The organism is Sorangium aterium (genome assembly GCF_028368935.1).
Lineage (GTDB): Bacteria > Myxococcota_A > Polyangia > Polyangiales > Polyangiaceae > Sorangium > Sorangium atrum.
In genome coordinates, this window is the sequence record NZ_JAQNDK010000003.1 from 1,670,489 (window position 1) to 1,694,621 (window position 24,133).

Annotated in this window: 18 protein-coding genes; 9 read left to right on the forward strand and 9 right to left on the reverse strand. The window is 71.5% G+C overall.

Annotated features, from left to right (window positions below; genetic code table 11):
- Positions 1 to 15: 15 nt before the first annotated feature.
- From POL72_RS30565 to POL72_RS30580, 4 genes are read left to right on the forward strand one after another with little or no spacing between them, the layout of a single operon-like run.
- The gene (locus POL72_RS30565) at positions 16 to 837 is read left to right on the forward strand and encodes an isochorismatase family protein (RefSeq protein WP_272099709.1); all 822 of its coding nucleotides are present in this window, start codon (positions 16 to 18) and stop codon (positions 835 to 837) included.
- Positions 750 to 1,007 carry a phosphopantetheine-binding protein gene (locus POL72_RS30570; RefSeq protein WP_272099711.1) on the forward strand — a complete coding sequence of 86 codons (258 nt, stop codon included), beginning with the start codon at positions 750 to 752 and terminating at the stop codon, positions 1,005 to 1,007. Before POL72_RS30565 ends, POL72_RS30570 begins: the two co-directional genes overlap by 88 nt.
- Positions 1,008 to 1,038: 31 nt before the next feature.
- Positions 1,039 to 1,899 (forward strand): siderophore-interacting protein, encoded by an 861-nt coding sequence (locus POL72_RS30575; protein WP_272099713.1) that lies wholly within the window; start codon positions 1,039 to 1,041, stop codon positions 1,897 to 1,899.
- Between the two features lie 51 nt (positions 1,900 to 1,950).
- Positions 1,951 to 2,727, forward strand: coding sequence for a 2,3-dihydro-2,3-dihydroxybenzoate dehydrogenase (locus tag POL72_RS30580; protein WP_272099715.1), 777 nt, complete (start codon positions 1,951 to 1,953; stop codon positions 2,725 to 2,727).
- Between the two features lie 94 nt (positions 2,728 to 2,821).
- Here the strand turns inward: POL72_RS30580 and POL72_RS30585 are convergent, their stop codons facing one another.
- The 5 genes from POL72_RS30585 to POL72_RS30605 form a co-directional block, all read right to left on the reverse strand.
- A complete protein-coding gene (locus tag POL72_RS30585) occupies positions 2,822 to 3,523 on the reverse strand; it encodes a glutathione S-transferase family protein (protein ID WP_272099717.1) in 702 nt (233 codons plus the stop codon).
- Between the two features lie 104 nt (positions 3,524 to 3,627).
- Positions 3,628 to 4,524 carry a PepSY domain-containing protein gene (locus POL72_RS30590; protein WP_272099719.1) on the reverse strand — a complete coding sequence of 299 codons (897 nt, stop codon included), beginning with the start codon at positions 4,522 to 4,524 and terminating at the stop codon, positions 3,628 to 3,630.
- Positions 4,525 to 4,622: 98 nt separating this feature from the next.
- The gene (locus POL72_RS30595; RefSeq protein ID WP_272099721.1) at positions 4,623 to 5,912 is read right to left on the reverse strand and encodes a DUF4374 domain-containing protein; all 1,290 of its coding nucleotides are present in this window, start codon (positions 5,910 to 5,912) and stop codon (positions 4,623 to 4,625) included.
- Positions 5,913 to 5,961: 49 nt separating this feature from the next.
- The gene (mxcH, locus tag POL72_RS30600; RefSeq protein WP_272099723.1) at positions 5,962 to 8,508 is read right to left on the reverse strand and encodes a TonB-dependent siderophore myxochelin receptor MxcH; all 2,547 of its coding nucleotides are present in this window, start codon (positions 8,506 to 8,508) and stop codon (positions 5,962 to 5,964) included.
- A 244-nt stretch (positions 8,509 to 8,752) separates the two neighbouring features.
- On the reverse strand, positions 8,753 to 8,962 hold the full coding sequence (locus POL72_RS30605) for a hypothetical protein (protein ID WP_272099725.1): 210 nt from the start codon (positions 8,960 to 8,962) through the stop codon (positions 8,753 to 8,755).
- Between the two features lie 599 nt (positions 8,963 to 9,561).
- Between POL72_RS30605 and mxcG the strand changes: the two genes are divergently transcribed.
- Genes mxcG through POL72_RS30620 form a run of 3 tightly spaced genes read left to right on the forward strand, consistent with a single transcriptional unit; the run spans position 9,562 to position 16,609 of the window.
- Positions 9,562 to 13,977 (forward strand): myxochelin non-ribosomal peptide synthetase MxcG, encoded by a 4,416-nt coding sequence (gene mxcG, locus POL72_RS30610; protein ID WP_272099727.1) that lies wholly within the window; start codon positions 9,562 to 9,564, stop codon positions 13,975 to 13,977.
- A gap of 45 nt (positions 13,978 to 14,022) precedes the next feature.
- Positions 14,023 to 15,345, forward strand: a complete 1,323-nt coding sequence (locus tag POL72_RS30615; RefSeq protein ID WP_272099729.1) for an aminotransferase class III-fold pyridoxal phosphate-dependent enzyme — start codon at positions 14,023 to 14,025, stop codon at positions 15,343 to 15,345.
- A gap of 10 nt (positions 15,346 to 15,355) precedes the next feature.
- On the forward strand, positions 15,356 to 16,609 hold the full coding sequence (locus tag POL72_RS30620) for an MFS transporter (RefSeq protein ID WP_272099731.1): 1,254 nt from the start codon (positions 15,356 to 15,358) through the stop codon (positions 16,607 to 16,609).
- A 62-nt stretch (positions 16,610 to 16,671) separates the two neighbouring features.
- Here POL72_RS30620 and POL72_RS30625 read toward each other — a convergent pair whose 3' ends face one another.
- Positions 16,672 to 17,694: a hypothetical protein gene (locus tag POL72_RS30625; protein ID WP_272099732.1), complete on the reverse strand. Its 1,023-nt coding sequence runs from the start codon at positions 17,692 to 17,694 to the stop codon at positions 16,672 to 16,674.
- A 494-nt stretch (positions 17,695 to 18,188) separates the two neighbouring features.
- Between POL72_RS30625 and POL72_RS30630 the strand changes: the two genes are divergently transcribed.
- A complete protein-coding gene (locus POL72_RS30630; protein WP_272099734.1) occupies positions 18,189 to 19,106 on the forward strand; it encodes a trypsin-like serine protease in 918 nt (305 codons plus the stop codon).
- 256 nt (positions 19,107 to 19,362) lie between these two features.
- Complete coding sequence (locus tag POL72_RS30635) at positions 19,363 to 20,742, forward strand: OmpA family protein (protein ID WP_272099736.1); 1,380 nt, start codon at positions 19,363 to 19,365, stop codon at positions 20,740 to 20,742.
- A gap of 78 nt (positions 20,743 to 20,820) precedes the next feature.
- Here POL72_RS30635 and POL72_RS30640 read toward each other — a convergent pair whose 3' ends face one another.
- The 3 genes from POL72_RS30640 to POL72_RS30650 all read right to left on the reverse strand — a co-directional run bounded on the left by POL72_RS30640 (position 20,821) and on the right by POL72_RS30650 (position 23,951).
- The gene (locus tag POL72_RS30640) at positions 20,821 to 21,711 is read right to left on the reverse strand and encodes a hypothetical protein (protein ID WP_272099738.1); all 891 of its coding nucleotides are present in this window, start codon (positions 21,709 to 21,711) and stop codon (positions 20,821 to 20,823) included.
- A 9-nt stretch (positions 21,712 to 21,720) separates the two neighbouring features.
- Entirely contained in the window at positions 21,721 to 22,206 is a 486-nt protein-coding gene (locus POL72_RS30645; RefSeq protein ID WP_272099740.1) for a hypothetical protein, read from the reverse strand.
- Positions 22,207 to 22,487: 281 nt separating this feature from the next.
- Positions 22,488 to 23,951: an alkaline phosphatase D family protein gene (locus POL72_RS30650; RefSeq protein WP_272099742.1), complete on the reverse strand. Its 1,464-nt coding sequence runs from the start codon at positions 23,949 to 23,951 to the stop codon at positions 22,488 to 22,490.
- Positions 23,952 to 24,133 lie beyond the last annotated feature (182 nt).

Genomic DNA, 24,133 nt, shown 5'->3' on the forward strand with positions numbered 1-24,133 from the left:
GAGAGAGGAACGACCATGGCCATCCCCCGCATCCAGACCTATCGCATGCCACGAGCCGATGAGCTCCCGGAGAGCCGGGCGTCATGGCGGCCGGATCCGGGGCGCTCCGTCCTCTTGGTCCACGATATGCAGGAGTATTTCCTCGGCTTCTACGACGCGAGCGCGTCCCCGATGGTCGAGCTGATCGAAAGTGTCCGCCTGCTCCGGGAGAGGTGCGCGGCGAGCGGGATCCCGGTCGTCTACACGAAGCAGCCGGCAGAGCAGACGAGAGCCCAGCGCGGTTTGCTGACGGATCTCTGGGGGCCCGGTCTGACGCAGCAGCCCGACAAACACGAGATCGTGCGCGAGCTCGCGCCGGGAAGCGCCGACACCGTCCTCACCAAGTGGCGTTACAGCGCCTTCCAGCGCACGGAGCTCCTGGATCTCATGCGCCGGTGGGGCCGCGATCAGCTGATCGTGTGCGGCGTGTACGCGCACATCGGGTGCCTGCTGACCGCGTGCGAGGCGTTCATGAACGACGTCCAGCCGTTCCTCGTGACCGACGGGACCGCCGATTTCTCCCGGCAGCAGCACGACATGGCCATCACCTACGTCGCGCAGCGGTGCGGCGTCGCGCTGCCGACGAGCGACGTCCTCGCGCGCTCGCGCCCCGCGAGCGGGCGAGCACCCCGCGGCGCGAGGCGCCGGCGCCGGCGCCGCTCGGGGGGACGCAGGACCGGACGCCGTGGGTCGAGCGCCTGCGCGGCGACGTGGCCGAGGTCCTCGACCAGCTCCCCTCGGCGATCTCCGATCGCGACAACGTCCTCGATCTGGGGCTCGACTCGATACGGCTCATGACGCTCGTCGAGCAGTGGCGCGCCGCGGGGATCGACGTCGCGTTCGTGGACCTCGCCGAGCTGCCGACGCTCGGGCACTGGTGGGAGTTCCTGTCGACCCGGCTGCCACGCGAGGCGAGGCCAGCGCCCCGACACCGCGCGGAGGCGCCCATCCAGGAAGCTACAGGCTGACCGGCCGAGCTTGCTCCACGACGGCTTCCCCATGGCACAGGTCACCATGAATCGAGTCGCGACATCCCCACCCGGGCCGGTGGCGCGCACCCCGCCGCGCCTGCTTGAGGTGCTGCGCACGACCGCGATCTCCCCCCGCATGCGGCGGATCACGCTGGGCGGCGAGGCGATCGCGGGGTTCCCCGCGCGCTGCGGCGGCGCGCACATCAAGGTCTTCTTCCCGCGCGGCGACCAGGCGGCGCCGGAGCTGCCCACGCTGGGCCCGGACGGCCCCGTCTGGCCTCCGACGCCTCGGCGGCCGATCACGCGCACGTACTCGGTGCGCAGGTACGACGCGCAGGCCGGCGAGCTGGACGTGGACTTCGTCCTGCACGGGGACGACGGCCCCGCGTCGCGGTGGGCCCACCGCGCCAGGCCGGGCGACCGCATCGGCATCGCCGGGCCGGGCGGCCCCGATCCGATGCTCGGTCCCGCGGACTGGTACCTCCTGGCCGGCGACCTCTCCGCGCTGCCGGCCATCGGCGCGCTGCTCGAGGCCCTGCCGAAGACGGCGCGCGGCCACGCCGTCGTCGCGGTCCCCGACGCGGCGGACGTGCAGGAGATCGATCACCCGCCGCACGTCGCGCTGACCTGGATCTACCTGCAGGGCGAGCACGCCCCGGGCCCCCGGCTCGAGGCGGCCGTCCGCGCCCTGGGGTGGCCGGACGGCCGCGTCTTCGCCTGGGTCGCGGGCGAGTCGTCGTCCGTCGTCGCGATCCGCGATCACCTGCTCGACGAGCGCGGGCTCGGGCGCGAGGCGCTGTACGCGATCCCCTACTGGAAGGCGAGCCAGTCCGAGGAGGCGTACCACGCGGAGCGGCACCGGATCATGGACGGGCTCGACAGGGCCTGACGGGAGCGAGCGATCATGGACGGGCTCGACAGGGCCTGACGGGAGCGAACGATGGAGTTCAAACACAAGGCGGCGCTCGTCACGGGCGGGGCCCAGGGGATCGGCGAGGCCGTCGCTCGGAGGCTCGCCGCGCGGGGCGCCGCGGTGGCGGCCGTGGACGCGAACCGGGAGCGCCTGGGCGCCGTGGTCGCCGATCTCCAGGCGAGCGGCCATCGCGCCGCGGCGTTCGCGGTGGACGTGGCCGACGGCGAGGCGGTCGACGGCGCGGTGGAGCGGATCGAGCGCGAGCTCGGCCCGCTCGAGATCCTCGTGAACGTGGCCGGCGTGCTGCGCATGGGCGACGCCCTCTCGCTGACGAACGACGACTGGGAGCGCACGTTCGCGGTCAACACCCGGGGGGTGTTCAACGTGAGCCGGGCCGTGGCGCGCCGCATGGTGCCGCGCCGATCGGGGTCGATCGTGACGGTCGGGTCCAACGCCGCGCGCACGCCGCGGATGAACATGGGCGCTTACGCCGCCTCGAAGGCCGCCGCGGCCCAGTGGACGAAGTGCCTCGGCCTGGAGCTCGCGCAGCACGACATCCGGTGCAACGTGGTGTCCCCTGGCTCGACGGACACGCCGATGCAGCGCGCGCTCTGGGCGGACGATCGCGGCGCTCAGGCGGTCATCGCCGGCGCTCCCGAGGCGTTCCGGCTGGGCATCCCGCTGCGCCGGATCGCCACGACGGATGACGTCGCCAGCGCGGTGCTGTTCCTGCTCTCGGACGAGGCGCGGCACATCACGATGCACGACCTCTGCGTCGACGGCGGCGCCACGCTGGGCGCCTGATCCTGGCCGGACTTCGTTCGAGCGAGAAATGAGACGCCAAGACGAAGACGCCAAGAACAGAATCCTATCTTGGCGCCTTATCGGCGCATGTCCGTCAAGCCGACATCGTCCTGGCGGCGCCCGCGGCCACGCCGAGGCGCTGCTCGTAGCCGGCGAGCGCGCGGGCCCAGGCCGGACGCGCTTCGCAGAGCTCGCGGTAGCGCCGGACGTGCGGATGGTCGCCGAGGAGATCCGCACGCCAGGCCTGGCGGAGGACAGTAGTCATCGCGATGTCGGCAACGGTGAAGTCGTCGCCGGTGACGAATTGCTTGCCGTCGAGCCAGCGGTCGAGGGCACCGAGGCAGCGCTGCGCCCACGCGCAGAGCTCCGGTCGGAGGTCGGCGCCGGCCGTCTTTCCGAACTTGGCCTTCAGATCCAGCAGTACGATCTGCGCGATCGGCGGCTCGACCGTGGTGAGGGCCGCGAACGTCCAGCGCGTGACCTCCGCGCGCTTCCGGAGGTCGGATAGCTCCCCCGCGCGCTCTGCAAGGTGGAGGAGGATTGCGCCGCTCTCCGCGATCACGAAGCCGTCGTCCTCGATCACCGGCACCTGGTTGAACGGGCTGATCCGCGCGAAATGCCCCTCGTTCAGCTCGCCCTTCGGCTGATCGAGACCGTGCACCTCGTACGGAAGGCCGAGCTCCTCGAGCGCCCAGAGGATGCGGAGGTCTCGCGTGAGGCCGATCACCACGCTGGGCACCTTACCGAAGCCGTAGAGCGTGATCGGACGAGCGGTGGGGGCGTCGTGTGCTTCCATCGATTCCATCCTCTAAACGACGCAGCAGCGTGCGTGCAAGCTCGAGCGGTCGCCCTCGGCGGTCTTTTTGATCTCGACGAACGGCGATCGCGCTGTTTGTCGCTCTAAGGGTCTTCCTTGCCCACGTTCCCGAACAGCGCGTCGGACGCCGTGCCGACCATCACCACCGCGGCGAGCGCCACGGCGGCGGCGATCGCGAGGGCGCCGAGTACCCGCGAGGGCTTCATCTGCCACCACATGGCGAGGCCGCTGAGCGCCCACACGACCAGCGTGATCCCGGTGATGTCCGCGAAGAGCGCCCAGAGCCAGGCCACGCCGCCGTGGACGGGGAAATGATGCGTCTTGTGAAGCGTCTCGAGCACCTCGACGAAGCGAGGCCACCCCCGCGCGCCGGCGGGCCGCCCGTCGAGCCGCCCCGTGCCCAGGTTGTATGTGACGTTCCAGGCGCGGCCGTCTGCGTCCCGCATACCGAAGCGCAGCTCGGGGCTGATCTTCGGGTGAGCGCGCAGCGGTCCCGCGGCGTCGACGCCGATCTTGGGCAGGAGATCCTTTATCTGCTCCTGCACCGCCGCCATCCTGTATCCAGGCAGGTCGATCGCGACGCCGGCGAACGGGGGCGCGGGGGCATCGGGCTCGGGAGGATGGCTGGAGACTGTCGCGCTGCCGTCGTCGAGGCGCAGGATCACCACCTGGCGTCCCCCGCCCGCGCTCGGCGCCGCGAGCAGCGGCCACCCGGAGAACGCGCCTCGGGTCCCCGGATCGAGCGTGTAGCGCGAGGGCGAGCCGGCGTTGAGCTGCTCGACGACCTGGCGCGCGAGCTCGCCCGGATCCCAGGGCTGGAACCCGGTGAGCGCCGACAGCCGCTCTCCCGAGAGCGACCGGCTGTCGATGTCTCGCCCGATCTGCGGGTGATTGAAGAGCGTGCCGCTGATCCCGAACAGCAGTATCCAGGGGAACAGCAGCAAGCCCAGGTACATGTGCACGCGGCGCACGACCTTCATGATCGTGCCGTAACGCGGCCGCCCGCGGGGGCCCCGTGGCGAACGGGGTCCTCGCGCGGCGTCGTCCCTCACCGCTTCTTCGTGATCGGGCGCGAGCGTCATCGGATCTTCGCGACGGAGAACGTGAGCCCAGGCGCGCTCACGCCCGCCTCACCGGGCCCGTCCTCGCCGATCTCGCGGAGCGTCGTCGACTCCTGGCCCTCGAACTCCAGCAGGTAGGTGCGGTCGCCGAGCGCGACGGACAGGACGCTGCCGCCGCCGGGCGCGGCGTCGAGCACCGTGGCGGTCGGCGTATCGCCGAGCGTCACGCTGGCCCACCGCCACGCCGCGGCGCTCGCCAGCACGCGCGGGTGGGTGTCGTCCGCGATCGCGAAGAGGCTCTCGTCGAGCACGCGCAGGAACGCCTTGCCGTCCGGGCCGCCGAAGAGCGAGCCGGCGGTGTCGCCGTCGAACAGCGCGCTCAGCTCGACGTGGAACTCGGGATCGAACTGCCTCGTCTCGGGGTCGAAGCGCAGCATGCACGGGGCGGCTGCGTTGTCGGGGTTGAGCCGGTGCACCGCCGCGCCGTACGCCTCGGTGGCCACGTAGATCATGCCGTCGGGCCCCTCGACCCCATCGCGCACGTAACCGCAGCGATCGTCGGTGACGACGGTCGCCTCGTCCGTCGCGCTGTCGACGACGACGACCGCGGCCACGCTCGGGACCTCCGGGCCGACGCGCCACCCGCCGAAGGTGATCACGTCGTCGCCCTGGCGAAGCGGCGGCGAGGAAGAATAGGTGAGCGTGGCGTCCGGGATCACAAGATCCTCGAGCGGAATGTCTCCGGTCACCGTCATCTCCGCGGGATTCCAGACCACCACCTGGGCGGTGGGACCATCGAAGAAGTACGCCTTGGTCTCCGAGACGAAGTGGAACTGCGTGCCGTACTCGCCGATCTTCGCGAGGCCCTTGCCCTGGAAGCTGATGGTGTCCCCTTCCTCGAGGCTGCCGTCCTCCTGGAGGTCGTAGCGGGTCACGGTCGCCGCGGCGTCGCTCGCCACGAAGACCGCGCCTCCGCCGTCCAGCCCGACGCCGAGGGCGCGCCCCTGCACCTCGATCGCGTTCTCCAGCGACAGCGCCTCGGCGGAGTCGATGTCGTCCGTCACGGCGATGTAGCTCTGGGTGTCGCCGCCGTCCGGCCCGAACACCTGGATCGTGAGGGCGTACGCCGGCCCCGCGCTGGGTGTCCCCCCCGTGCCGCTGGTGGCTCCGCCGGCGCCGGTGCCTCCACCGCCGCCGCCTCCCGCGCCGCTGCTCGTGCCATCGCTCGTGTCGTCGCCACAGGCGGCGAAGCACGGGAGGAGCAGTGTCAAGAGGAGGGCATTCGCGTAGCGCGCACGAAATAACATGAAGGATCTCCTTGTGTCGGGTTTCAACTGCCGTCGCACGAACATCGGCTCACAGGCTCAAGGCGAGCTTGGCGTACGCCGCTCGCCCGGGGCGCTGGATGCCGTGGAAGCTGAAGGCCTTCTCGTCGGTGAGGTTCTGCACCTCGACGGTCGAGCTCACCGTCCATCCGCCGCGCTCGACCAGGTACGTGAGCGCGAGCGTGTGCAGGAGCTGCGACGGGATCTCCGCCTTGGAGCGGGCCGCGCCGCGGCCTTCCGGGCCGACGAAGAACGCGTGTACGTAATCCGTGATCCAGGTGAGCGACAGGACATCGCGCCGCGCCGCGATCTCGGGCCACTGCGCGCGCGCGGCGACGCCGCCGAACAGGTACGGGAGGTTCTGGATGCGAACGTCGGTCGAGCCGTCCCGGAAGTCCTGCCATGTGACGTGACCGTCCACCGACAGCCAGTCACCCGGAGAGGTCCACCCGGCTGTCGACTCGAAGCCGACCGATCGCGCCGACAGCGTGTTGCCGTACGCCGAGTAGCCGAGGAACCTTTGCAGCGTGATCAGATCCTCGGTGAAGCGACCGAAGCCGTTGACGTTGAACCGGAGCTGTCCCACGGGGGTCTCCGCGCGCTCCAGGGTCACGCCGACGTTGACGTTGTGGCTCGCCTCCGGCTCCAGGTGGACGTTCGAGACGACGAGCCCTCCGTCGCCGAACAGCTCCTCCGGCGTCGGCAGGCGGGTGGCGACCTCGTACGAGGCCTTGGCGTAGATCGCGTCGGTGAAGCGGAAGCGCAGGCTGTCCCCTGCCCCCACCCGGTGGGTCGCCCGATCGACGTCGCCGATCCGGCCGCTCGGCAGGTGTTCCCGGGTGCGGACCGACTGCAGGTAGAGCTTGGCGAAGGCGATGTTCGCGAGCCGGCCATCGAGTGGCCTCGCCTCGTACTCGACGCCTGCCACCCCGCTCCACAGGTCCCGCTCCGCGGTCAGCGGGTCCTTCTCGCGCTCGGCCACGACAAGGTTCCTCCCGGTGCGCGTCACGTGGGTCGGAGAGAGCCCGAAGCGCAGGAGGTGATCTGTCGCGGGGTGCCACGCCGCGTTGACGCGGGCGAAGGCGGTGTGCTGACGGACTTGCTGGTCGTTCGCGTCCTCCCCGACCTCCCCCCGATACGGGCGCTCCTTGCAGCGGTCGGACCAGTCGTAGGTGCACGTGGCCATGTCGACGAAGGTCGTGCGCGCGTACGAGTACCCCGCGAGGGCGTCGAGCCGCGCCCTCCCGAAGAACGGCTGCGCATACCGCAGCAGCGCGCCGCCGGTCTGCCTGCCGAAGGTCGCCTCTCCGAAGGGCGGCGACGTGACCCTTCCGTCGAGCATGGTGACGAGCGGGCCGTGCTGCAGCTCCTTGTCGTGCGAGGTGAAGAAGGCGCGAACGAGCAGGCGATCGGCCCACGGCCGCCGGGTGACCCCCACCTCGGCCGCGCCGCCGGCCGCGACGTAGCCATCGTGGAACCGCCGGGCGCGCGCGGGCGACGGGCGCCCGCTCTCGTCGAACGCCATGACGTCGATCGGATAGTCGTTCCGCGCACGATCGACGAACCCGCTCGCGCGGGCGAAGAGGCCGCTCGGCGCGTGCGCGTGGCGCGCGCCGAGAGTCAGCCGGTACGTGCCGAAGGAGCCGACCTGGTAGGACGCCGCCGCGCCCGCGCCGCGCGTGTCCTGATCGGTCACCAGGTTCACCGCGCCGCCGAGCGCGTCCGAGCCGAAGCGCAGCGGGACGACGCCGCGGTAGATCTCGGCGCGCTCGACGAGGTTGACAGGCACGTTGGCGACCCCGAAGGAGTGCCCGGCGAGGTCGAGCGGCACGCCGTCGAGGAAGAAGCGGATCCGGTCGTCGGTGAGGCCATTCAGCGAGAAGCGCGCGTCGGAGCCGAGCCCGCCGAGGCGGCGCACGCTCACGCCCTCGGCGCGCGACAGCACCTCGCCGAGATCCGCGGCCTGCCGCCTGGCCTCGACGGTCTCGATCACCTGGACCGCCTGCGCGGAGGTCCGGAGCCTCTCGGCCTCGGAGGCCCCTCGCACGCTCACCTCGATCGCAGGCAGAGCTGGCCCGGCGGCGCCCACGGCGGGCGCGGCCTCGGCGGCGCCTGCGACCGGCACGGCCGCGGGGACTGCCCGCCCGGCCGGCATCCCCGCACCGGGGACCGCCGCGGGGGGCGGCGCAGGCAGCCGGAAGTCGTGGCGGTAGAGGATGCGCGACGCGACGCTCCGGTCGCCTCGCCGGGCCGGCGTGAAGCGGAAGCGCAGCGCGGCTTCCCGCGCGGCCTCGTCGAACCCGTGGCCCGCGGGCTCGGCGACCTCTGCGCCGGTGACACGCCCTTCCGCGTCGATCGTCAGCCGCAGCACGACGCTCCCCTCCAACCCCGCCTCGCGCGCGGCCTGCGGATACGCCGCCTCGACGGCGCCCGTGAGCTCGGGCGGGCGCACCGCGGGCGCGGCGCCATCGCCCGGAGCGCGCGCCGCCGGCGCTGTCTCGGCCTGCGGAGCCGCTCCCTCGACGCCCTCGTCGGCAGGGGCCTCGTCGCTCGCCCGCGCGTCCGCTGCGAAGGCCAACAGGGCACCGCAGGGGGCGAGGATCAGAGTCCCGGCCAGCGCGGCGCAACGCAAGGGGCGTAATCGAATCATGAGATCACCGGGCATGCTCACCGGAGCGTGACGATGCGGCGCTCTGGCCGGCTCTGCGCAAGCTGGTTCTCGTGGCGTCTCGCTCGCCGGCTCCTCAGGCCTCTTCGGATGGCGCAAACCGCGCTGGCCAGGGGTCGCCGCCGCGAGCAGTCATGTCAGGGCTCTCGGGGATTCAACCGCTCACGTCCTCCGCCGCCGGGACCGGGACGACGACGACGCGCTTGCACCGCCGGCACTTCAGCTCGACGCCGCCGGGCACATACCGGGCGAGCAGGCTGCCGCACCCGCAGCGCACGGCGTTGGGCTCGGCATGTCCAGCAACGCCGCAGTGATCACACCGGCTGTCGAGCGGAGCCGTCGCCTTCGACATCAGGTTGTCCATCGTGGAACCCCACTTTCAATATTGAAAGTCACTTTCAATTTCAATCCGGAACCTGCCATGCTACCAACAACGTTGTCAAGCGAAAGCGGTCGGGGAACGTCCGCGACGTCCGCGGAGGGCCGCGATGGTCCGCAGGTCGAGCAGCGCGAGATCGCGCCCAAAACGGAGGCGATGTGCGCGATCGGCGCGCTCGCTCGGGTCGCCGGCGCCGTGCCTCGATGGCGCGGGCGGCCCCCCACCGGACGGTGGCCCGCGGCTGGGGTCCCAACGAATTCACTTGACAATGCCCACCCTACCTCACCATAAACGAACTTGAAAGTAGTTTTCATTTTCACTCAATCGCCGATGCCGAGGTGGGTGCGCTCATCGCGGGGTCGTCGAGCTGCGTCCGCCGCCTGGACGATGTCCGGCGCCCCTGCCCTGCGTGCTCTCGGGGCTCGGGCCCTGCTGCGCCGGCGGGCGCCGCTTTCGTTTTAACGGGCTGGCTCGGACGTCACGGCCGCCGTTGCGCCGTCGTCGCGGGCCGCAGATCGCCTGCCGCGAGCGTGCCTGTGGCGGCTGTCCCGTCGAGCGCCGGTTGAACCAGGAGGGTTGTCGTCATGGTCGCTCCTCAGGACGCGCGCTGGCCGCTGTCGGCCGCGCAACACGGTATCTGGCTAGGCCAGCAGCTCGACCCGGCGAGCCCTGTGTACAACGCGGGCGAGTGCGTCGAGATCTGCGGGCCCATCGATCTCGCCACCCTCGAGGCCGCGATACGCCAGGCCGTCTCCGAGACAGAGACGCTGCACGTGCGCTTCACGGGCGAGGCGGATGGACCGCGCCAGCGACTCGACCTGTCCCCTGACTTCCCTGTCCACCGCGTCGACGTCAGCGCGGCGCCGGACGCGTTCGCCGCGGCCGAGGCGTGGATGCGCGAGGATCTCGCGAGGCCTGTGGATCTCGCGCGCGGGCCCCTCTTCACGGAGGCGCTGTTCACGGCGGGGCCCGACAGGCTCTTCTGGTACCAGCGCGCGCACCACATCGCGCTGGACGGCTACGGCTTCTCGCTGATCGCGCGGCGCGTGGCCGAGATCTACACCGCGCGGGCCGAGGGCCGCTCGAGCGAGAGCGGCGCCTTCGGCTCGCTGCGCCGGGTCGTCGACGAGGATCTGGCCTACCGCGCCTCCCCCGATCTGGAGCGCGATCGCGCCTTCTGGACGCAGCGCTTCGCCGACCGGCCCGAGCCGGTGAGCCTCGGCGACGAGCCGGCGCCCGCGTCGCGCGCCTGCCTGCGCCGGACGGCCTCGCTCGCGCCGTCCACCGTCGACCGGCTGAAGGACGTGGCGCGCCAGGCGAAGGCGACGTGGCCGGACGTCGTGGTCGCCGCGACCGCGGCGTATGTGCACCGGCTCACCGGCGCGCCCGAGATCGTCCTGGGGCTGCCCGTGATGGGGCGCCTCGGCTCGGTGTCGCTGCGCATCCCGAGCATGGTCATGAACATCGTCCCGCTCCGGGTGCCGATCCCGGAGGGCGCGAGCTTGTCCGCGGTCACCCGGCAGGTCGCGGCCGAGCTCGCGGCCATCCGGCCCCACCTGCGTTATCGCTACGAGCAGCTCCGCCGGGATCTCAAGCTGATCGGCGGCAGCCGCCGGCTGTTCGGCCCGGTGGTCAACATCATGCCGTTCGATTACGACCTGCGCTTCGCGGGGCATCGCGGCATCGCGCACAACATCGCCGCAGGCCCGGTCGAGGATCTGTCGTTCGGCATCTACGCGAGGTCGGACGGGCGCGGGCCGCGGCTCGACCTCGACGCCAACCCGGCCTGCTACGGCGACGAGGACCTCTCGGCGCACCAGCGCCGGTTCCTCGCGTTCCTGGAGGCGGTCGCCGCCGCCCCCGAGCAGGCCCTCGATCGCGCCGAGATCGACCTCCCCCGCGCCGCGGCGCGCGCGCCGGGCGCGCACGCGGCCGCGGCCGGGCGGCCCGGCGCGCTGCTCGACGGGGGCCCGCTGCCCGCGCCGGCGCGCCCCGTCGTCGAGCAGATCGCCCTGCGCGCGCGCGAGCAGCCGGACGCGACCGCCCTCCACCACGACCTCGAGCGCGTGACCTACGGAGAGCTCGACCTCGCCGCCCGGCAGCTCGCCGCCCGGCTCGCCGCGCTCGGCGCCGGGCCCGACACGCTGGTCGCGGTGCTCCTGCCGCGCAGCGTCGGCGCCATCACCGCGATCCTCGGCGCGCTCTACGCCGGCGCAGGCTACCTCCCCCTCGATCCGGACGGGCCGCAGCCGAGGACCACGGCGATCCTCGACGACGCCGGGCCGGCGATCGTCGTCACGACGTCGCAGCACGCCGCGAAGGTGGGGAGCGATCGCGCGGTGCACCTCGTGCTCCTGGACGAGGCGACGCGCGGCGCGCCGGCGCGGGCGCCGGTCCAGGGCGCAGAGGAGCACCTGGCGTACGTGATCTACACGTCCGGCTCCACCGGCCGCCCGAACGGCGTCATGATCGAGCGCGGCGCGCTGGCGCACTTCGTTGCAGCCGCGACCCACCGCTACGATCTGCGCCGCGACGACCGGGTGCTGCAGTTCGCGCCGCTGCACTTCGACGCCAGCGTCGAGGAGATCTTCCTGACCCTGTGCGCGGGCGCCGCGCTGGTGCTGCGCACGGACGAGATGCTGCAGTCCGTGCCGCGGCTGCTCGACGCCTGCGAAAGGCACCGGATCACCATCCTGGATCTGCCGACCGCGTTCTGGCACGAGCTCGCCTACGGACTCTCCACAGGCGCGGCGTCGCTCCCCGCGAGCGTCCGCACCGTCATCATCGGCGGCGAGGCGGCGCTGCCCGAGCGCGTCGAGCGCTTCCGCAGCGCCGTCGGTCGGCGCACGCGGCTGCTCAACACCTACGGCCCCACCGAGGCGACCGTCGTCGCCTCGGCCGCCACGCTGAGCGGCGGCGACGCGCCGGACGATGAACACGAGGCGCCGATCGGCACGCCGCTGCCCGGCGTCCGCGCGGCCATCGTCGACACACACGCGCACGGCCGGCTGGTCTCGCAGGGCGCCGTGGGCGAGCTCCACCTCATCGGGCCCGGCCTGGCGCGGGGGTACCTCGGGCGGCCGGACCTCGACGCCGCGCGCTTCGTCGTCCTCGACCAGCTGGAGGGCCGCCCGCGCGCGTACCGCACCGGCGACCTGGTCCTCCAGCGGGCCGACGGGCAGATGGTCTTCGTCGGGCGCGTCGACGACGAGCTCAAGATCAGCGGCCATCGCGTCGATCCGCTCGAGATCGAGGCCGCGCTCCTGCGCCACCCTTCCGTGCGGGAGGCGGCCGTCATCGGGCACGCCTCGGCCGGCGGCGGCAAGCGCCTGTCCGCGTTCCTCGTCGCCGGGGACCCCGCCCCTTCGCCGGCCGAGCTCCGCAGGCACGCGCGCTCGCTGCTCCCCGCGGCCGCCATCCCCTCGGCCTTCGTGCTCACCGATCGGCTGCCGAGGACGAGCTCCGGCAAGATCGATCGCAAGGCGCTGCGCGAGGCGCCGATCGCCGCGACGGCGGAGCCGCCTGCCGCCGCGACGGCGCTCGAGCGGCAGGTGCTGCAGGTCTGGGAGCAGGTGCTCGGCGTGAGCGGCCTGTCGGCGCACGACGATTTCTTCGAGCGCGGCGGCCAGTCGCTGCAGACGATCCAGGTCGCCAACCGGCTCAGCGTCGATCTCGGGCGGGAGATCCCCGTCGCGATGGTCTTCCGCCACCCGACCGTCGCGGCGCTCGCGCGCGCCCTCGACGAGGCGCAGGGCGCGGCGGCGGCGCAGACGAGCGGCGGGCCCCCCGGCGCCATGCTGGCCGACGCCGAGCTCCCCGAGGACGTCGTCCCCCGATCGCTCGCGTGGTCCGGCGGCCGCGGTCGCCCGCGGCAGGTCGTGCTCACGGGCGCGAGCGGCTTCGTCGGCGCGCACCTGCTCCACGAGCTTCTGACACAGACCGACGCGACAGTGGTCTGCCTGGTGCGCGCCGAGAGCGAGGCGCGCGCCGCCGAGCGGATCCGGCAGGCGCTCTCGAAGCAGCGCCTGCCGGTCGACGGCATCGACGCGCGGGTGCTGGCCGTGCCCGCCGACCTGACGCAGCCCCGGCTCGGCCTGAGCGCAGCGCGGTTCGGCCAGCTCGCCGCGGAGTGCGACGCCATCTACCACAACGCCGCGGTGGTCAGCCTCGTGCGCGACTACCGCAGCCTGCGCGCCGCCAACGTGATCGGCACGCGCGAGGCGCTCCGCCTGGCCGCGGCGGCGCGGCCGAAGCCGTTGCACCACGTGTCGACGCTCGCCGTTGCCCCGGGCATCGCGGCGAGCCCCGAGGTCGCGGAGGCGTTCGTGCCGCCGCACCCCGGCCTGCGCGACGGCTACCAGCAGAGCAAGTGGGCGGCCGAGCGCCTCGTGCAGCAGGCCGCAGAGCGCGGGCTGCCGGTCGCCGTGTACCGCCTGGGCCGCGTCGTCGGCGCGCCCGGCACGGGCGTCGTCAACGAGCAGGACCTGGTCTTCCGGCTGCTGCGGGCCGGCATCCCGGCCGGCGTCCTGCCCGATCTCGACGTGCGGGAGGTGTGGACGCCCGTCGACTACGTGGCGCGCGCGATCGTGCGGCTCTCGCTCACCACGCTCACCGCGCAGGCCACGGGCGCCGTGGTCAACGTCGCCCCCGCGCCCGAGGTCCGGCTGACGGAGCTCTTCGACTGGGCGCGCGACTACGGCTATCCGGTCGAGCGCCGCCCGGTCGCGGCGTGGCGCGCGCGGCTCAAGGACGGCGCCGACGCCGCGGACAGCGCGACGCTCGCGTTCTTCGATCTGCAGTCGGCCCCGGCCGACGGAGAGGCGACCTTCGGCATCGGGCGCGTGCGCTGCGACAACCTGGAGCGCGGCCTCGCCGGCGCCGGCATCGCGTGCCCGCCGATCGATCGCGCGCTCTTCTACCGCTACCTCGATCGCTGCGTCGAGGAAGGCCTCCTGCCGCCCCCTTCCAGCGCGGCGCAGCGGGCGCCGCGACCCTCATGACACCGGCTCACGGACGACAACCTCCAGCCTGAGAGAACGACCACGATGACCACACAGACGATCGACACACGGGACAGGAAGCAGGGAGGCGGCGCGCCGCAAGGCGCCGCGGAGGGGCTTCGCCTCGACCGCTCGAACGCGCTGCTCGCCGAGGCGCGAAGGCTCATCCCCGGCGTCACGCAGTCGCTCATGAAGCGGCCGGAGATGTTCGCGCTCGGCTCGTTCCCCGTGTACCTCGAGGGCGGCGAGGGCGCGCTGGTGCGCGACGTCGATGGCAACCAGTACATCGACTACATCTGCGGCCTCGGGGCGAACACGCTGGGGCACAACCACCCCGCGGTCGTCGACGCCATCCGGCGGCGGCTCGACAGCGGCATCCTTCACTCGCTGCCGACGGAGGTCGAGGTCACCGCCACGCAGGACCTCGTCGCGCTGACCCCGGGCGCCGAGATGGCCCGCTTCTTCAAGACCGGCGCGGACGCGACGTCCGCGGCCATCCGGCTCGCCCGCCACGTGACCGGCAAGGAGAAGGTCGTCACCGTCGGCTACAACGGCTGGCACGATCACTTCATGTTCGACACCCCCGGCGTCCCGGCGGTGCTGCGCGAGTACACACACCGCATGCCGCTCATGGCCGAGGCCGACGAGCAGCCGCTGCTCGATCTCATCGCGAGCAAGGGCTCGGAGCTCGCGCTCGTGCTGCTCTCGCTGCCCTACAAGCGGTGCGTCTCGGCGGAGTACCTGCGCAAGGTGCGCGAGGCGTGCCGCGCCCACGGCGTGCTGTTCGTCCTCGACGAGGTGGTCACCGGCTTCCGGCTCGCGCTCGGCGGCGCGCAGCAGTTCTACCAGATCGAGGCTGATTTCGTGTGCCTCTCCAAGGGCATCGCCGCGGGCATGCCGCTGTCGGCGATCGCCGGGCCGCGCCAGGTGATGAGCCGGCTCTCGGAGCTCCAGGTGTCGACGACGTTCGGCGGCGAGATGCTCTCGCTGGAGGTCTGCAGGGCGGCGCTGCGCGAGTACCGCGAGACCGACTACATCTCGAAGGTCGCCGCGCTCGGGAAGCGGCTGCGCGAGGGCATCAACCGGCGCGCAGAGCAGGGCGGCTTCCCGCTGCGCGTCGTGGGGTACGACGCGATCCCCTTCTTCCTCATGGCCGAGGATCTGGCCGTCCACACGAAGCGCATGGAGCCGTTCGTCGGCGCGATGGCGAGGCGCGGCGTCCTGCTGCGGCGCGACGTCAACTTCCTCTGCGGCGCGCACACCGAGGCGCAGATCGATCACACGATCGACGCGGCGCACGACGCGCTGATCGAGCTGGCGAGCCGCGGCGTCATCGAGCGCGGCGCGGGCGCGAAGGCCCAGAGCTGAGCCCACCGTCGTGCAGAACGCTCGCTCCGAACGGACCCTCCTGTTCCTCATCGCCGCGGTCCAGTTCGTCAACCTGCTCGACTTCATGGTCGTCATGCCGCTCGGGCCGGACTTCGCTGTCGCGCTCGGCATCCCGATGTCCGACATCGGCCTGATCGGCGGCAGCTACACAGCGGCGGCGGCGGTCTCGGGGGTCGCCGGCGCGTTCTTCCTGGACCGCTTCGACCGGCGCAGCGCGCTCGCCGTCGCGATGCTCGGCCTCGTCCTCGGCACGGCCGCGGGCGGCCTCGCCACCGGCTTGCCGAGCCTCCTCGCGGCGCGCGTGCTCGCCGGCGCCTTCGGAGGGCCCGCGACCTCGATCGCCTTCTCCATCGTCGCGGACGCGATCCCGCCGCAGCGGCGCGGCAAGGCGATGGGCGTCGTGATGGGCGCCTACTCCCTGGCCGCGGTGCTCGGCGTGCCGGCCGGCCTCGAGCTCGCGCGGCGCGGCGGCTTCCAGGCGCCGTTCTTCGCCGTCGCGGCGCTCGGGCTCGCCGTCGCGGGGCTCGCCCTGCTGCTGCTCCCCTCGATGCGCGGCCACCTCGCCGGGGCGCGGGCGCGCGCCGAGGAAAACGCCCTGCGCGAGCTCCGCGCGCTCGTCGGCCGCCCGCTCGTGCTGCTCTCGTACGCGACGACGGCGGCCATGACGATGGCGTCGTTCCTCGTCATCCCGAACATCTCGGCCTACGTGCAGCACAACCTCGGCTATCCGCGCGAGCGGCTCGGACTGCTCTACCTCGTGGGCGGCGCGCTCACCTTCGTCGTGATGCGCACCGCGGGCGCGCTGATCGATCGCATCGGCGCGTTCCGCACGAGCCTGGTCGGGGCGGCGACGCTCGTGGCCGTCCTCTATGCCGGGTTCCACTCGTACGTGCCGGGGCTGCCCGTGCTCGTCGTCTTCGTCGCCTTCATGACGGGAACGGCGATCCGCAACATCTCCCACAGCACGCTCGCCTCGAAGGTGCCGCTCCCCTCCGAACGGGCGCGCTTCGGATCCATCCAGTCGGCCGTGGATCACCTCTCGTCGGCGCTCGCCGCGTTCCTCGCGGCCCGGATGCTGCACGAGCTCCCCGATCGGCGCCTCGACGGCATGGACGCCGTGGCCGCGCTGGCGATCGCGTTCACGCTCGCGTCGTCGTGCCTGATCTCCCTGATCGAGCGACACCTCGCCCTCGGGGCGTCGAGCAGCGCCGGCGCCGCGCGCGCGCTGGAGGGCCGCGGCTAGCTCCGCCTGTCGCGATCCGTGGCGGGAACAAGCCGCGGACGCGTCCTCCCGCCTGCAGCGCGTCAGCGTTGATTGGGGGTGTCGACCCTCAAGGGGCGTTCATCGTACGCCCTGAAGACCAGGTCCTGCAGCTCGGCGTGCTGGGCTTCCGCCTCCTGGAGATCCTGCTGGAGGCGCAGGAATCGGCTCCAGCCATCCGCCGTCATGTAGTTGCGCGGGCTGGGGTTGACCAGGATGGGAGCCCTCCCGTACGGAGACAGGAAATCGAAGCTCTGATTGTCGAGCATGTCCATCATCCCGCGGAACATCGACGCTCTGACGCGCTGGCTGAGCCGCGTCGTGTAGGTGAAGGCGAAGCCGAACTGATCCTCGATGGCCTCGTGGAGATACAGGTGCTCGATCAAGGCTCGCCGGCCGCGCAACCAGTCGAGCCAGCCCTGGGTGGCGGCCGACGTGAGGTTGAGCCGCTGGGCATGGTGATCGAACTGCGGCGCCGCCGCCTCGTGGGTGTTCTTTCGGGCCCAGATCGAGAGCGCTCGCAGGCGAACGCGGCCGTTCAGGAGGGGGGCGTACCGGACGATCAGGAAGTCGTAGACCAGCCGGTACGTGGTGAGCAGGCTCTCGCCCGACGTCGAATAGTCGATCAGCGCGATCGAGGTGATGCCGCCTGCGTTCTGCACATAGGGCAGGAGCACGTTGCGGAAGTGGGTGCCGGCGCGCTCGCTCTCCTGCGCCGTCGCCGCATCTCCGGCCAGCCGCGCCGACGAGAACGGTAGAATACAGACATGAGGGGTGTGCCTCATCAGCCAGGCCGCGATCGGGGTCGGGCTACGCCCGAGACAGACGAACAGCGTCTCCTTGCCATAGCGCCGGAGGATCGACCTGCTCAGCATGCAGAACCCGAGCAGCGCCTGGGGCCGGTTCTCGAGCGGCGATGCGCCGGCCTCCAGCAGCCGCACCATGTTCCTGCGCGGCGTCGTGGCGATGCGATTCTGCAGCTCCCCGACGTGGTGGTTCGTGACGCGGTCGAGGTCGAGGTCGCGCGTGGGCTTCTTGAGCAGGTCGAGATCGTCGTAGGAGGGCATGCTCGTGATTCCGCCAGAGGCGATTCGAGACACTCACGCCGGCAGCGGCCGGCGCTGTGCTGCCACTCCGCGTGAGGTGGCTCGCCGTGCATTGTCTCCGGGGCGCCTCCCCGGGTCAAAAATGTACCGCGATCACGCGAGCCTTGCGCGCCGGCCGAGCACCGCCGGTGCTCCGGGCGACGCCCGCTCGCCGACCGTCCCCGGTCGGATGCTCAGCTTCTTCGCCAGGGTCTGCCCCCTCGAGGAGCGGCGGGCCGACGCAGGCGCCTGTCCCGATCGCTCGCCGATCCGCGATCGCGGGGGACGAGCGTGAGCGTCCGGAGAACGCGTGTCCGGCCGGGCGCCGCTCACCGGGCTGGCCTGGTTTCCATCTCTGATTCCCCTCGGCAGGGACAACACTCCATTGGGGGTGACCCCTTGGGACGGCGGAGAAAAGCTCCAGGGTCGGCTTGCACGGCCGCTCCTCCCATGCTCTTTGTCGGCACCCCTCATCCATGGCGTCACCCTCTCTCGTCCTGCGTTTCGCAGGGTGCATTGGCTGTCTTGTCGCGGCCCTCGTCCCACGCAGCGTCATCGCCGTCCTCCCGGCCAAGGCCTCGCCCGCCCTGGAGGCGGCGGCCGCGCCCGCCGCGGCGGCTCTGCCCCTCGCGACCGGCGCGCCCGCGCCCGTCATCGCGGGCGCCGCGCGCTCCGTCGTCGCCGTGGCCGTATCGCACCACGATCCCAGGAGCGGCGAGCGACGCGTGAGCCTGTGCAGCGGCGCGCTCGTCGAGCCGAACCTCGTCTTGACGGCGCGTCACTGCATCTCGCGCAACCTGACAGCGGCCCCTCGCTGCGATCGCTCGGGCAAGTCGCACAACGGCGATCACGTCGGCGCAACCATCGATCCTTCCGAGATCGCCATTTACACAGGGGACCATATCGATGTCTCCCGCGACGCTGCGCGGGCGCGCGCCGTGACCACGCTGCACGGGAAAGAACGCGTCCTCTGCGACGCGGACATCGCCTATCTCGTGCTCGATCGGCCCCTCACCGACGTGGCGCCCCTGCGGATGCGCGAGGTCGGGGCGATCGATCCAGGCGACAGCGTGATCGCCGTCGGGTACGGCGGCGGAGCGTCCAACCGGCTCGGCGTCCGGGCCGCGCGCGGTCCGCGCCTCGTCGCCGCCGTCGGTCCCCGCGCCGATCCGGCGACCGGCAAGGTCCTCGGTCCGCGCGAGTTCGAGATCGAGGGGGCGACCTGCGCCGGCGACTCGGGAGGTCCGGTGATCGACGCCGACCGCGGCGACGTGGTGGGCGTCACCTCGCGAGGCGCGGGGTGCACCGCGGCCGGCAACCACGTTTATACGCGCACGGACGCCTTCGCCGCGCTGACGGCCGAGGCCCGCACAGCCGCGCTCGCACAGCGCTGAGCTCCGCGCGCCATCGCCGCCGGCTCGCCTCGGTGAGCACGAGCGTCGGGACGCGCGCGGCAGGAGCAGACCGTGTGCAGCCGCGGCACAGCGCGCGATGCGCGGTCGTGCCGGCACGTCGCTCGCATCGCGCAGAGTCGACGGAAGAAGACAGACGAAGACAGACACGGGATCGACGCTCGTGCGGTCAGGATCGCGTCCGCGATGACGCTGCCTCGCCCGCGCCGATGACCACTTTCCCGGAGGGATCGGAACCATGTCGTTGCTGGACACGACCAGGGGCTTCTTGACGCCCGAGCTCATCTCGGCCGCAACGAAGGGGCTGGGCCTGAGCGATGAATCGCCGACGAGCGTGCGCGCCGCCGCGGAGAGCTCGGTGCCGACGCTGCTCGCCGGAATGGCTCAGGTCGCCTCTTCGGAGGGCGGCGCAGCGCAGCTGTTCAGGATGATCACGGAGCGGGACTACGAAGGCCTCCTCGGGAGAGCAGGGCCCCTCCGCGCCGAGCAGGCCGAGGAGCTTTCGCATCATGGGCAGTCGATGATCGCCCGCCTGTTCGGAGAGCGCGCGAGCGGGATGATCGAGCTCATCTCCCGCTCCTCCGGCGCGGAGCAGCGGTGCTCGACCGCGATGCTGGGCCTGGTCGCTCCGATCGTCGCGTGCGTGCTCGGCCGCGAGGTGAGGTCGAGAGGGCTGACCGCGCGGGGGCTGTCCGATCTGCTCTCCCATCAGAAGCAAGCCTTCAAGGACGATCCACGCGCCCCGGCGGGCCTCCCTGGCTTCCTCACTCCCTCGATCGCGGCGAGCGCTCCCTTCGTCGCGGCGGCGCGCGAACGGCCGCGCGACGCGGTGTCGTCGGCCCCGCCCCGAATGGCGACCTCTTCGACCCCGCTTTCCTCACGTGAAGGGCTCCTCCGCAACACGCAGACGCGAGAATGGCTGCTCCCGACCTTGCTGGCAGCGGCGGTGCTCGGAGGCCTCTGGGCGTTCGTCCGCGAACGAAGGCTGGACCGCGCCGCCGCCGAGCCCACGCACGAAGCCCCGATCGCGGCGGCTCCGAGGGAGGACCTCGCTCAGCCCGTCGCGCCGCCGCCGCAGGCCGAGCCGCCGCGCGCCGAAGCGCCCACGGCCGCCGCGCCCAGCGACGCGCCGCCCAGCGCGCCGGAGATCGTCGAGCAGCTCAAGATCACGGCCGGAGAGATGACGCTCCCGGGCGGCAAGGTCCTCTCCGTCGACGAGCACGGCTCCGAGGCGGAGATCGCGCGGTACCTCGACGCCGGAGCCGCGGATGGCCCCAAGCGCTTCTCGATGGAAGGCATCAACTTCCAGTTCGGGACCACGGAGCTGACCGAAGCGTCGCGACCGAAGCTCGACGCGCTGGCCACCATCCTCGACGCCTATCCCTCCGCGCGGGTGCGCATCGAAGGGCACACCGACTCCGTGGGCGGCGCCGAGGGGAACAAATCGCTCTCTCTGGCGCGAGCCCAGGCGGTGCGCGACGAGCTCGCCGCGCGGCAGATCGCTCCCGATCGCATCGAGGTGGCCGGGATGGGCGCCGATCAACCGGTGGCGCCGAACGACAGCGCCGGGGGACGCGCGCAGAACCGCCGGATCGACGTCACGGTCCTGAGCCGCTGAAGCCGCGGCTCACCCCCCTCCACGCCAGGAGCAAGGTACCGGCGCCGGCCTGCGGAAGCAGGGTACCGGCGCCGATCTTCAGATCTCCCCGTAGGCCCTTGCGATCACCCGGCGGGCCACCGACTGGATGCCGGTGTGCTCGAAGTAGTTGGTGGCGAGATCGATCGCGGCCGCGAGGCCATCGAGCTTGCCGCCCGCCGCGCCGAGGTGCCCGCTGATCCGCTCGAGCACGCCCTGCCGCTCGATGCCCTTCTTCGCAATGAAGCCGGCGATCGCCGTTTGCGACGCGCCGAGGCTCTCTTTCATGATCTCGCGCTTGGCATCCACGCTCCCGCCTGGCAGGTATCCCAGCAGGCGCGCAAAGCGGCTTTGCTGGCCGAGCTGCTCGTTCGTCGCGCTAGAAACGGTGTCCACGACCCGAGCGAGGAAGTCGGGGCCGAGCGGGATCATGCCGTCGCACACGATCCAGGCGGCGAGGCGCATCGCGTCGTCCTTCTCGTAGCTGGCGAGCGAGGCGGCGAAGTCGCCGATGCTGTCGCCCGGCAGCCCGTTGATCGAGCAGAACGCCGCGAGCTCGGCGACGAGCTTCACGCCCGCATCGATGGCCTGGGTGGTGTCGGCCTTGGGCGTGATCTTCGACAGGAAGGAGAGAAAATCGGACGCGTCGCCGATCTTGCGCGCGATCGTCGCCACGCCGGCGAGGCCGCTCGTGTCGTCGACCAGCCGGAAGATCCGGACCGCGCGCTGGTAGCCCTGCTCCGACTCCGCATAGAGGGCGATCGCACGCTCGCCGACCTGCTGGATGAGGCCCTGATCCTCCTCGCCGGTGACGAGCTTGATCATCTCCTCGAAGCTCGTGACGTTCTTCCACTCGCCCGGCACGATGTAGTCGAGCGCCCCCAGCAGCCGAGTGGTCATGCTCGACTTCGGGAGGTCTTCGAGGATGGAGTGAATCGATTCGCGCGTCATGGGGGCCCTTCAGAGGTTCGCTAGACCGCTCAGGTCAAATCGCTTCAGCCATTCTTTTCGCGCCTCGGGGTCCAGGGTCTGGGATGACACCTTCACCTGGAAACGATTCTTGACGAGGATCGCGGACTGGTTCTTCCCGACGGTCACGACCGGCATGCCGGCGAGGTGATCCGTCGCGCTCGCGAACTTGGCGACGACCTGGGGATCGCCCGCCGTGTCGGAGATGGATAGGGAGGCCACGTCGCCGCCGTCCTTTCGCAGCTTGGCCTCCGCGTAGCCAGGCTTCTCCGCGGTGAAGACGCGGCTCGTCCCCTCGGCTCCCTCCGGGGGGAAGAACGCATTGAACGCGGATCCTGGCTTGATGTCAGGGGCGGCGCTCGCGGCAGGCGTGGGCGCCTTGGCCGCCGCCTCGTCCCAGCGCGAGGGAGGTTCCTTCTGGCAGGCGACCAGCAAGAGCGCGACGGAGAAGAGCAGGGATGGCGTTCTCGTGTTCATCGTGTCTCCGGTCCGGTGCTGGCGCTGCGTGCACCCCCGCGACGATCGCCAACGTCTGAGCATCGGCCGTGCCATGTCGCGGCGACTGCCGTGGCGAGGAGAGACACGATCTCGGAGCAGGATGGCGACGAGCGGCCGCTCGTTGGATAGGCGTGCAGGACGTGCTCACGCCCCTCCGCCGTGACGGCGCGTGACCGCGGTCCCGCCGGCGCCGCCCGCTCGTCTCGCACCCACGGGGCGTTCTCCGCTACGCGGAGGGCCAGCTCACGGCTTATCGTTGCTTACGTGTGCACTCTCGGGAGCACTTGCTCGAGGACGCCGACGGTGCCGTTGTCCCTTTCTACATGAAAGCGGACCGACAGGTTGTTGTTCTTGTCCCAGTCATCTCCGCCGTCGCTCGGATCGAGGATCGCAAAGTTGCGGTGGGTGACGCAGTACTTGTGATCCGATCCCGCGATCTCCCGGAGGGATCCCTTGATGTCTCCGTTGAACAGGTTCTGACTACCGCCGTTGGTCAGCACCGAGAGGATCATGCCGAACATCCCCTTGGGAGGTGGGCGCGCGATGCCGGATGCGGTCACCTGGTACAGGCGCGGCCGCGAGCGCGGCTTCCCGAACCCGAGGCCCGTGTCGATGTGCGCCATGGTGCCCACGTGGATATCGCCGCCCAGGAGCGTCACCTGGGTGCCAGGGCTGAAGCCGGCGAAATTCATGAGAGACATCAGGAAGCGCCTGCATTCGTTCTGGTTGTTGGAGGCCGCCCAGCCGTCCCGGATATCGTCGAGTGTGGCCTTGCTGAACACGCTCGAGAGCGCCTCGGCGGCCGCGAGCGGCAGGTAGACGACCGGCGTGCCGACCACGACAAGGAGGTGCCTGAGATCGAGCGCCGCGAGCTCGTTGAGCCTGAGCTCGAGGTCGTCGAGCTGCTGCTTGCCGAGGATCGTCCCGTTCTTCCACGAGCGCTGCGACCGCCCATCGACCGCGAGGATGGCGACGTCGCCATACTTCGCGATCCAGCCGAACCCCGAGCTGCTCAGGCGGTCCCTTGGGCTCAGCGCCATCTGAAACTCCTTGAACGCCTGCTCCGCGGCCCTGTAGCGCTCCACGGCCTGCGCGGTGCCGTCGTTGTTGTTCGACCCCCAGCCATCGTAGATCTCGTGGTCGTCCCACATCATGATGTTCGGGCAGCTCCCGAGGACCGCCGCCACGTCGGGGTGCGACCACGTCTGCGCGTAGTGCCTGCGGTACGCGGCGGTGCGCCCCTCCGAGGGCGACCACCCCGTGGGATCGCCGTCGCCGTAGATCTGGTCTCCGGCGTGGACAAGGAGGTTCACCTTGCCTTCGTCCACGAGGGCCTTGAGCGCCCGCCACATCGCCCCGCGCCGCTCCTTGGGAAACTCGTGATTGTCGATGTCGTTGCAGCTCACGAGGCCGATACGGATCGGCCCGTTCGCGACGGTGCGGAAGGCGGAGCCGTTGATGCTCAGGTTGTCCGCGGGTGTAGGGAGCGGATCTCCTGCGTCGTGCTCCACGATGCCGTAGCGAACCCTCTCGCCGCTCAGCCCGCTCAGCTCGAACGTGGCGAGCCCGAAGGGCGGCGCGCTGTTGATCGGCACGTCGAGCGTGCGAACGCCGTTGTCGTCCGCGAACGCCAGCCTCGCTCTCGCCTTGGGCCTCTCGAAGACGGCCAGGATCCTGCTGGTTGTCTGCGTCGTGTGACCGATGACTGCGCTTTTGAACGCCATGGTCCGCCTCCCTGGCGAGAGCTCGTCAGGCTCGTTGTCTACCTGCGGTTCCGGGCAACCCGCGCGATCCGGCCCGGGGCCCCGCCTCCCGACGACCTGGCGGGCATGATCCCCTATGTTTCGTCGCGGGCGGCCGAACGCAAGTTTTTCGGCTCGCGCCGAGGCCCTCTCACGTCTCGCGC

Bases quoted from the DNA above. Each gene is read 5' to 3' on its own strand.
- POL72_RS30645 (WP_272099740.1), bottom strand. From the start codon at position 22,206: ATGAACACGAGAACGCCATCCCTGCTCTTCTCCGTCGCGCTCTTGCTG.
- POL72_RS30605 (WP_272099725.1), bottom strand. From the start codon at position 8,962: ATGGACAACCTGATGTCGAAGGCGACGGCTCCGCTCGACAGCCGGTGT.
- POL72_RS30615 (WP_272099729.1), top strand. From the start codon at position 14,023: ATGACCACACAGACGATCGACACACGGGACAGGAAGCAGGGAGGCGGC.
- mxcG (WP_272099727.1), top strand. From the start codon at position 9,562: ATGGTCGCTCCTCAGGACGCGCGCTGGCCGCTGTCGGCCGCGCAACAC.
- POL72_RS30630 (WP_272099734.1), top strand. From the start codon at position 18,189: ATGGCGTCACCCTCTCTCGTCCTGCGTTTCGCAGGGTGCATTGGCTGT.
- POL72_RS30635 (WP_272099736.1), top strand. From the start codon at position 19,363: ATGTCGTTGCTGGACACGACCAGGGGCTTCTTGACGCCCGAGCTCATC.
- POL72_RS30575 (WP_272099713.1), top strand. From the start codon at position 1,039: ATGGCACAGGTCACCATGAATCGAGTCGCGACATCCCCACCCGGGCCG.
- POL72_RS30640 (WP_272099738.1), bottom strand. From the start codon at position 21,711: ATGACGCGCGAATCGATTCACTCCATCCTCGAAGACCTCCCGAAGTCG.
- POL72_RS30585 (WP_272099717.1), bottom strand. From the start codon at position 3,523: ATGGAAGCACACGACGCCCCCACCGCTCGTCCGATCACGCTCTACGGC.
- POL72_RS30580 (WP_272099715.1), top strand. From the start codon at position 1,951: ATGGAGTTCAAACACAAGGCGGCGCTCGTCACGGGCGGGGCCCAGGGG.
- POL72_RS30625 (WP_272099732.1), bottom strand. From the start codon at position 17,694: ATGCCCTCCTACGACGATCTCGACCTGCTCAAGAAGCCCACGCGCGAC.
- POL72_RS30565 (WP_272099709.1), top strand. From the start codon at position 16: ATGGCCATCCCCCGCATCCAGACCTATCGCATGCCACGAGCCGATGAG.
- POL72_RS30595 (WP_272099721.1), bottom strand. From the start codon at position 5,912: ATGTTATTTCGTGCGCGCTACGCGAATGCCCTCCTCTTGACACTGCTC.
- POL72_RS30590 (WP_272099719.1), bottom strand. From the start codon at position 4,524: ATGAAGGTCGTGCGCCGCGTGCACATGTACCTGGGCTTGCTGCTGTTC.
- POL72_RS30650 (WP_272099742.1), bottom strand. From the start codon at position 23,951: ATGGCGTTCAAAAGCGCAGTCATCGGTCACACGACGCAGACAACCAGC.